Below are 9,568 nucleotides of genomic sequence, written 5' to 3' on the forward strand. Positions count from 1 at the left end.
CTTCTCGAAGGGCGATTCCATCGGTTCGTAGAACTCGGGGAGCGGCCCGTCTTCGCGGCCCGGCCCGAAGAGCGCGCCCTGGCCGTCCTTCTGCATGATGAAGGGGTATTTGGTGCCGGGATCGCCGCCGCCGTCCACCACGTCGCCGACCCATTTGCCGTCACGCCACTGGATGACCGGCTTGTCCGGGTTCCACGGGCGGCCCTGCTTGTCCACGGAGGCGCGGTTGTAGATGATGCGGCGGTTCATGGGCCATGCGTAGGACCAGTTCGGGAACAGGCCGATCTTTTCCTGCTCAGGCGTCTGCGTTTTGTCGCGGCGGGCCATCATGTTGCCCTCGTCCGTCCACGAGCCCGTGTGCAGCCAGTTGCCGCTGGCAGTGGAGCCGTCGGCCTGCAGCATGGCGAAGGCGGGGACCTGATGCCCGGCCTTGTACTGCTTGCCGCCGATGGTCACGTCGCGCAGGAAGTAGCCGTTCATGACCTTGGCGGTGTTGGCGGGCGAGAACTCGTGCCCTTCCATCCACTTGTCGATGCCGAGGCCAAGGATCGGTTCGGGGAAGGCGCCGCCCTGCTCCTTATAGAGTTTGCGGATGGCGAGCATCATTTCGACCATGATATCGCCGTCGGGCTTGGTTTCGCCGTAACGGTCGGGGCCGGCATAGCGCCACTGCATCCAGCGGCCTGAGTTGGCGATGGAGCCTTCCTTTTCAATGGACGTGCAGCAGGGCAGGAAGAAGACTTCCGTGGCGATCTGGGTCGGGTCCTTGCCGGGGCCGCGCCAGAACGAACCGGTTTCGTTGTCGAACAGGTTGACGTTCACCAGCCACTTGAGCTTTTCCATAGCCCCGCGGCTTTTGTTGGCGTTCGGGCCGGAGCAGGCGGGGTTCATGCCCCAGGCGAACAGGCCGTCGAGCTTGCCTTCGACCATGCGGTCAAAGATGGACATCCACATGTAGTCGGTCCGCTTCTTGTCGGCGTCGAGGCGCGGGACGTAGCTGTAGGCCACATCGGGCGTCACGCCGGGATAGAGCGACATGAGGAAGCTCGCCGTGTACTTGGGCCGGTTGCCCCACCAGTTCACGCTCTTGGGATCGTTGGTCTTGGGCGTGGTGGCGTTGTAGTCCGCGAGGGTCGTCAGCGTGGAAGTGGGCACGGGCAGGTAGCCTGGCCAGATGTCCGCGAGGAGCGCCTGGTCGGTGGAACCCTGTACGTTGGATTCTCCGCGCAGCGCGTTGACGCCGCCGCCCGCCACGCCGATGTTGCCGAGCAGGAGCTGGATGATGGACATGGCGCGGATGTTCTGCACACCCACGCTTTTCTGGGTCCAGCCCATCGCGTACATGATGGTCCCGGCCTTGTCGGGCGCACCGGTGGACGCGAAGGTTTCATAGACGCGCAGGAGGTCTTCCTTGGGCGTTCCGGTGGTCTCGGACACCTTGTCGAGCGTGTAGCGGTCGTAGTGCTTCTTGAGAAGCTGCAAGACGCAACGGGGATGCGTGAGCGTCTCGTCGCGCACGGGAACGCCGTTGGCGTCCATTTCGAACGCCCACGTTTTTTTATCGTAGCTCTTCTTGTCGGCGTTGAAGCCGGAGAAGAGGCCGTCGCTGAACCCGAACTGCTCGCCGACGACCGTGGGGCCGTTGGTGCTGTCGATGACGTACTGCTTGAAGTATTTGTCGTTGTTCAGGATATAGTTGATCATCCCGCCGAGGAAGGCGATGTCCGTGCCCACGCGAAGCTGGACATAGAAGTCGGCCTTGCTCGAAGAGTGGGTGAAGCGCGGGTCGACGCTGACGACCTTCGCGCCCTTATCCTGAGCCTTGAGCACCCATTTGAAGGAAATGGGATGGTTTTCGGCAGGATTGCTGCCCATGATGAGGATACAATCACTGTTCGCCAAATCGTTCCAGTGATTCGTCATTGCACCGCGTCCGAACGACTCTGCCAGAGCCGTAACAGTGGCGCTGTGTCAGAGACGCGCCTGGTGTTCGATATACACCAGGCCGAGGCTGCGGAGGATGGACTGATAGGCCCAGCACTCCTCGTTGTCCATAGCGGCGGAACCGAACGAAGCCATGGCTTCGGTGCGGTTGACGAGCTGGCCCTTGTCGTTCTTTTCCGTGAACGACTTGTCGCGGCTTTCCTTCACGCGCTTGGCGATTTCTTCCATCGCCCATTCCCATTCCACTTCTTTCCATTCGGTGGCGTGGGGGGCGCGGTAAAGTGGCTTCTTGGGGCGCTGATCGTTGACGGTAAGCTGCCACGTGGACGCGCCCTTGGGACAGAGGGAGCCCTCGTTGATCGGGTGATCCGGATCGCCTTCGACGTTGATGGCGCGGCCTTTGCCGAGCGGGTTGTCAGACGTGCTGGTGCTGACGATGAGCCCGCAGCCCACGGCACAGTAACAGCAGATGGACGTGGTCTGTTTCGTCCACTTGAGTTTGAATTCCTTGGCCTGCGCGAAAGCGGGGCGCAAGTTGAATCCGAGCCCGGAAACGGCGCCCGCCAGCGCGGCCCCAAGACCGAACTTCAGAAAGCCTCGGCGTGATACGCTCATGGTGATCCTCCCGATATTGGGCGGAAACAGTGGTTCCGCCGCAGGAATGCCGATATATGCTCGTGTAAGCATATATAGTTTAAATCATTGCATGATTTGGTTACAGATACCCTACTGCTAGTCCAGCATGGGCCTTGTGTCAATCCTGTTTCGGAGAAAAAGGGGCTTGTGGAAATATTCCTTTGTAAAGCGGAAAATAAGGGGAAGAAAAAGGCGGTTTTCCCGTAAAACGGGAGGAGGCGTCTTGGCGAAATGTAATGGGTTCCCTACAGTGAAACGCCCAGGGTTATGGCCTGAATGGTATGGGCAACATGGATGGCGGACAGGCAAGGCCCGGGCATTCTCGGTTGCGTAGGGGGGAGTGAATGGCATAGACATGATGACCAAATCATGGGATGCCTCGCGTCTGAAGGCAAGGTTTTCCGGCATGGAAAAAAGGCGCTGAAAAGGCTCTGATGGGTCGGCGGTTTTCCGCTGTACGGGCCGGTGTCCGGGAGCCGGTTGCCGAGGTCTGGTGAAAACGGCCCTGTATGGTTGGGCCGCGTGCTTGAAGAGATATCCCGCCGATGAGGAAAGGAAGGCTGAAGGATGAACCCCTTTGAAAATATACTGAGCGCCGTGCGGCAAAAAAGGCCGCTGGTGCATTTTATTACCAATTATGTCACGGTCAATGATTGTGCCAACATGACGCTGGCTTTGGGCGGTTCGCCCATCATGGCCGATGATTTGCGTGAAGTGGAGCAGATCGTCGGGCATTGCTCCGCGCTGGTGCTGAACATAGGCACGCTCAGCGAGCGGACGGTACAATCCATGCTGGCGGCGGGGAAGGAGGCCAACAGGCTGGGCCGCCCCGTGGTATTCGATCCCGTGGGCGTGGGGGCTTCCCGTTTTCGCAATGAAACAGCAGCGATGTTGCTCCGGGAAGTCCGTTTTGACGTCATTAAAGGCAATATTTCGGAAATCGCGTATCTGGCGGAAGGGATCGGCACAACCAAGGGGGTGGATGCGAACCTTGACGCCCTGAGTACGGAAGGCAATCTGAGCTGGCACACGGATCTTGCCCGGAAGGTCAGCGCCCAGACTGGCGCGGCCATCGTGATCAGCGGCCCCATTGATATTGTCGCGGACAGCCATGAAGCATGGGCCATCCGTAACGGGCATCCCATGATGGCCAACATCACGGGGACGGGCTGCATGTCGGCGGGGGTCATCGGCTGCTGCGTGGGAGCCGACCCGCAGGCGCTTTTGCCGTCCTGCGTCTGCGCCATGTCGGCCATGGGGATTTGCGGGGAGCTGGCGTATGAGAAACTGCTGTCTGTGGACGGAGGTTCGGGGACGTACCGTGTCCTCCTGATGGACGCCATGAGCAAGCTGGACGGGACGACGCTGACCCACAGAAGCAAGGCGGAACGGCTGCGTATCTGAGGCTTCGCAGAGCAGGGGAGGCCCTTTGTATCCCGTGGGTCAGCGCAGAGGAGAATGTGCGGCCTCCATGCGGCGGTATCCTTCGGGCTGGAGTCGGGTTTTGCCGTCTGTGCGGCTTCTTATTCCGATAGGCGATGGGATCGCCCCGCAACTCCTTTTGGGGTGAAAAGGCTTTTTCTTCAAGGAACACTTGAACGATTAGGGAAGGATTGAGCCCTCCGCCGCTGGGAAGGGGGCTTTTTCAGACGCGGGTGAGAAAGAGTTTTTTCGTGTGTGCCTGTATATGGCTCATGGTTGGGCGATCCGGGGACGTTTTGACGAGGTGATCCCGGCGCTTGGATAAAGGAGAGTGCCAAAACGTCTTGCGCTGACACCGTTGGGCCGTTATGGATGAAGTTGATCAGCGGCGGGTGCCCCTCTTGGGCCTCGTCTTTTCGTATGCATTCTTGAGGTGCCGGCCCAGCGCCCGTGCACGGGAGGATAGATGGAAGCGTCGAAGAACGACAGATTGGTGAAGAAATTCACGGCACTTGAGGATAAAACGTGGTTTCCGCAGGAACTTTTGGAACTCGTAAAGGCCGTATGCCGCCTGCAAGGTGAGGTGAAGGCTTCGTTGGCGGTTTCCGTCGATCCGGCTTTGGTCTGCGGCGATTTGGAGCATCGGCAGGGGGCCCCGCTGCTGGCCAGGGAGCAATTCCCCGTCGATGCGGAGGGGGCCGAGAAGCTTTTCCGCGCTATCCTGGAAGTGGCGGAATCCCTGCCGCAGCTCCGCACGACTGCGCAGCTTGTCCGGGATAAGCTGATCCGGGGCGACATCCGGCCCGAAGAACTGTTCCGCGCCTACATGCTGGAAAACGCCGAGCCCTTTGAGGCATGGGCCAAGGAAGCGCCCGACGCGCCCAATTTGCTGCCGTTCCTTGTGTACAACAGCATGGAGCCGTGGCTCGAAGCGGCGGGCGAAGCACTTTCCGCCGCCTACCCGCAAAACGACGTTTGGCAGCATGGGCACTGTCCGGTATGCGGGAGCCCGGCTTTCATCGGGCATCTGAGCGGCCCGGAGCAGTCGCGCAACGAGGGCAGGGACATCAACAAGGGCGGAAAGCGGATGCATACGTGTTCGTACTGCCGGACGACGTTCCGGGCCAAGCGCATCCAATGCCCGTTCTGTCTTGAGGAAGATGCCAAGAAACTGGACTATTTCACGACGGAAAACGAACCGGGGTACCAGGTGCATGTCTGCCGCTCGTGCAAGAGCTATATCAAGATAGCCGACTTCCGAGAATTTTTCGGCCGGGCGAGCATCCCCGCGCTGGACGATCTCGAATCCCTTCCCCTCGACATCGCCGCCCAGAACGAAGATTTCCACCGGGTCGCGCCTTCGGAATGGGGGCTATAAGCACTTTGCGTTTCGCCTCGTGAAATACGGGCCGTCCCATGCCAATAGGCGGGGACGGCTTTTTTTGTTTTAGCCGAGTGGCGTATGAAACGGCGCGGGGTGGGCCCGGCCTCCTTGTCCGGAGGCGGTTTCGCGTAGCTCCATAACAAGGGCATATCCGTTTCCTGCAGTATTTATTGTAATTATTTACACGGGATAGGCAGTTGGTGCCGGATGGATATCCGGCAGGGCGTTGGAGTGTGCAGGGGCAGCTCAAGCTTTTCTTCGGATGATGCTTTGAGCGAGGTACAATCCGCTCTAACGGCGTTTCAAAGTGAATCCGCTTTGACGTTCTGTCTTGTGAAAAAAAGAAACTGAGTGTGCTGAAGTGCCGATCTCTTCAGGGTACTCACCAGGACAATCGATGCCACGGGGGTGAGTAGTTTCTTTTTAGAGAAAAAGAATATTCAATTTCAAATGATTATATATTTAAATGGTAATCTGTGTTCTTTTTCACTTGACAATCTTATATAAGACATCTTACAAAAGATTCACAGTGAGAGGGACAATACGCGCCGAACCGGAGTATCTCGGCCTTAAAGGAGGCGGAACATCGGGATTCGGAAGGAACCACCCGCGACCCCACGGGGAATCATGTTTCCCCGTGAATGGCGTTCTTGAAACTGATACCGCTTCAAGGATGGCCCGCTCAGGGAACGGCGCGTTGTCATACAGCGTCAGGAGTGTTGTATCACCGACAAGTAAGGAGAGCCTCTATGAAACTGTTGTCCTGTTTGCGTACGGCGTTGTGTCTGCTGGGGGTGCTGGCTATGCCCGCAGCGGCGGCCTATCCCGAGAAACCTATTAACATGATCATCGCCTTCACTGCGGGCGGTTCGAGCGACGTGCAGGCTCGGATTATGCAGAAGTACTGGAATAAGTATGCGCCGCAGCCGTGGGTGTTCGTGTACAAGCCCGGTGCGGGAGGCATCATCGGGTTCACGGAAATAGCCAAGGCCCGCCCGGACGGCTACACCATCGGCGGCCTGAACGTCCCCCACATCATCCTCCAGCCGCTGGCGCAGAACGCCCAGTTCACCCCTGACAGCTTCAAGTACATTTGTCAGGTCGTCAACGATCCCCAGTGCATCGCCGTCCGCAAGGACAGCCCCTACCAGTCGACCAGCGAAATCATCGCCGCAGCTCGTAAAAATCCCGGCAAGATCCGCGTCGGACTCGTCGGCCCTCTGTCGGGCCACCATCTGATGTTCCTCGACTACGGCAAAAAGTATCCCGACGCCAAGCTGACCAGTGTATTCTACAAGGGTGCCGCAGACCAGAACGCGGCGCTGCTCGGTGGGGAAATCGACATGATTTTCGGAAACATCAACGATGTGATGCGTTCCATCGACGAATTCCGGGTGCTCAATGTCGCCGCCGAAAAGCGCAATGACTTCCTGCCCGACGTCCCGACGCTGCGCGAAGCGGGCATCGACATGGTGTCCGACATCCGCCGCTGTTTTGCCGCGCCCAAGGGCATCAAGCCCGCCGAGCTCGACGCCTTGCGGGTGCTCTTCAAGAAGATTTGCGAAGATCCTGAGTATCTGGCCGATATGAAGAAGGCCGGGCAGCCCGCCGAATACATGGACGGCGAAGCTTTTGCGGCCTACATCGCCGGGCAGCAGGCGACCGCTCAAGAGGCCCTTTCCGCAGCAGGGCTGCTCAAGAAATAGTGCTTCCGCTCCCCTAGGGGAGCGGAGGGCTGCACCGCTTCGAAAGGACGTTTCGCATGACAGAATTCATTTTGCCGGCCACTCTCCACCTGTTTGAGCCGTTGAACATCATCCTGATGATCGCGGGCCTCACAGGCGGGATCATCATCGGGGCGCTTCCGGGGCTCTCCGCCACCATGGGGGTGGCGCTCATGGTCCCGGCCACGTTCGCCATGAACCCGACCAGCGGCCTGATCATGCTCGGCGCGATATACGCTGGGGCCATCTATGGCGGCGCGAACTCGGCCATTCTCATCTGCACGCCGGGCACGCCTTCCTCCGTGGCGACCACGTTCGACGGCTGGCCGCTGTGCCAGAAGGGGAGGGCGGATCTCGGGCTGTACACGTCGCTTCTGTCCTCGGCCTTCGGGGGCATTGTGGGCACGCTGTTCCTGCTCTGCCTTGGCGGCTCGCTGGCGCGGTTCGCGCTCCAGTTCGGCGGGCCGGAAAGTTTTTGGCTGTGTCTCTTCGGGCTCTCCACCATCGCGGTGATGACCCCGGACAACATGGGCAAAGGTATCGTTTCCGGCGCGGTGGGCATCTTGGTTTCCACCATCGGGCTCGACCCCAACACCGGCGCGCCCCGCTTCACCTTCGGGACCTATGACCTCTTGCAGGGCGTGTCCGTAATACCCTGCATGATCGGCCTGTTCTCATTCTCGCAAGTACTGTACCTCATCGGTACGGACAAGAGCTTCATTGCGGAGTACCACCCTCACAAGGGGGCGTTCGGCAAGGTGTTCCGGTATCTTGCCGCCCATTGCAAGACGATCCTCGTCCGGTCTTCCGTGCTCGGGACGTGGATCGGGATGCTTCCCGGCGCGGGAGGCGAAATCGCTTCGATCATCTCCTACAACGAGTCCAAGCGGTGGGACAAGGACCCTTCCCGCTATGGCAAGGGGAGCCTTGAGGGTGTCGCCGCCTCTGAAAGCGCGAACAATGCGGTCATCGGCGGCTCGCTCATCCCCATGCTGACCCTCGGTATCCCCGGCAGCGCGGTGGCGGCGGTTATCCTCGGGGCGCTCATGGCCCACGGCATCCAGCCGGGATTCAAGATATTCACCGCATCCGGAGATCTGGCCTATACGTTCATCATGTCCCAGTTCGCGGTGAACCTGCTGATGATCCCCGTCGGCTTCGTGCTGTGCCAATGTATGGCGCGCCTTCTGAGCATCCGGCTTACGCTGGTCGCCATCGGCATCGTGGTGTTGGCCTTCATCGGGGCCTACGCCATCAGCAACAGCCTGGTGGATATATGGGTGGTGCTCGCCTTCGGGCTCGTCGGGTTCTTTGGCGGCAAGGTGGGCATGGACACCGGTGCAATGGCCCTTGGCGTTATCCTTGGGCCGATGATCGAGGAGAACCTTGGAAAGAGCGTGGACTTGTCCCGTTCGGTGGACGGTGGCCTGATGTCCGTCATGTTCGAAGGCTCGATCAATAAGGTGCTCATTGCCGCGCTGCTCTTGTCGTTGCTGACGCCGTTTCTGCTCAAGCTGCGTAACCGTAAGCACGCCGCTCTGCTTCCTGAAGGCCCCCGTCCCGGCTGGAAGACGGATCTGTTCGCGGGGATTGGTTTCCTCGCCATCGCCGCCGCCTTCCTTGTCCAGTACGAAGGTCTGGAAGGGGTCAGCCGTGTCTTTCCCGAAGTGCTGACCATGCTGATCGGCGCGGGCGGAGCGTATTTCGTCGGCAAGGGGTTGTGGCGCCGCTCCCGTGAGGCCGCCGAACCCGAAGGCGGTGAGGCTGTGGCGTGGTGCAAGATCGGCATCATCTGCGCGACCTCTTTGTGCTACGCCGTGCTTATTCCGGTGTTCGGCTTCCTCGTCACCACGATGGGGTTCATCGCTGGCTCCACGCTCATCCTCGGCGATCACAGCCGCGGCCTGCCGCGTCTTGCTCAAACGGCGATCGTATTTGCGATCGGCTTCAGCTTGCTGGTATGGGCGGGCTTTACGCTGCTGCTCAACGTTCCGGTACCTGAGGGGATGTTCCTTTAGCCTGCCGTGTCCGTTGCCTGTTTCCGTGAAACATTCATAATCCGTTCTTAACCCCTGGCCTGACACGTTTTAGAAAGTATAGATTTATCTATATTAAAACGTTCGCATGGAAAGGATCAGTTGTTTACTTGACAGTCTTATATAAGACATAATACAGAAGATTCGCATTTGAACCAAACCCTAGGAGGCAATCATGTCAGTGCAATTTCTGGTTCATGAAGACGGCGACAGCGTCGGCGTCATCACCGTGGAAGGCGTGAAGGCCGGTCAGGAACTGACTGGCTGGATCATGAAAGAGGACAAGACCATTACGTTCAAGGTCCTCGATGATATTCCGATCGGACACAAGATCGCACTCAAGGATTTGAATGTCGGCGATACCGTCTTCAAGTACGGCACCGATATCGGGAAGGTTGTCAAACCCATCCGTCAGGGCAGCA

Annotated in this window: 6 protein-coding genes; 5 read left to right on the plus strand and 1 reads right to left on the minus strand. The window is 59.1% G+C overall.

Going from position 1 to position 9,568, the window contains the following annotated elements; all coding sequences use genetic code 11:
* Positions 1 to 2,559, minus strand: a 2,559-nt coding sequence (gene fdnG, locus HMPREF0178_RS13675) for a formate dehydrogenase-N subunit alpha (protein ID WP_083832521.1), incomplete at its 3' end; no start/stop codon positions are given.
* 588 nt (positions 2,560 to 3,147) lie between these two features.
* On the opposite strand from fdnG, the gene thiM reads away from it, so the two are divergent.
* The 5 genes from thiM to HMPREF0178_RS13705 form a co-directional block, all read left to right on the plus strand.
* A complete protein-coding gene (thiM, locus tag HMPREF0178_RS13685; RefSeq protein ID WP_009368633.1) occupies positions 3,148 to 3,984 on the plus strand; it encodes a hydroxyethylthiazole kinase in 837 nt (278 codons plus the stop codon).
* 484 nt (positions 3,985 to 4,468) lie between these two features.
* Positions 4,469 to 5,380, plus strand: a complete 912-nt coding sequence (locus HMPREF0178_RS13690; protein ID WP_009368634.1) for a formate dehydrogenase accessory protein FdhE — start codon at positions 4,469 to 4,471, stop codon at positions 5,378 to 5,380.
* Between the two features lie 755 nt (positions 5,381 to 6,135).
* Complete coding sequence (locus HMPREF0178_RS13695; RefSeq protein ID WP_009368635.1) at positions 6,136 to 7,092, plus strand: tripartite tricarboxylate transporter substrate binding protein; 957 nt, start codon at positions 6,136 to 6,138, stop codon at positions 7,090 to 7,092.
* Between the two features lie 56 nt (positions 7,093 to 7,148).
* Entirely contained in the window at positions 7,149 to 9,128 is a 1,980-nt protein-coding gene (locus tag HMPREF0178_RS13700; RefSeq protein ID WP_009368636.1) for a tripartite tricarboxylate transporter permease, read from the plus strand.
* A 193-nt stretch (positions 9,129 to 9,321) separates the two neighbouring features.
* The coding region (locus HMPREF0178_RS13705; RefSeq protein ID WP_009368637.1) for a UxaA family hydrolase at positions 9,322 to 9,568 on the plus strand (247 nt) is incomplete at its 3' end.

It is taken from the genome of Bilophila sp. 4_1_30, assembly GCF_000224655.1.
Taxonomy (GTDB): domain Bacteria; phylum Desulfobacterota; class Desulfovibrionia; order Desulfovibrionales; family Desulfovibrionaceae; genus Bilophila; species Bilophila wadsworthia.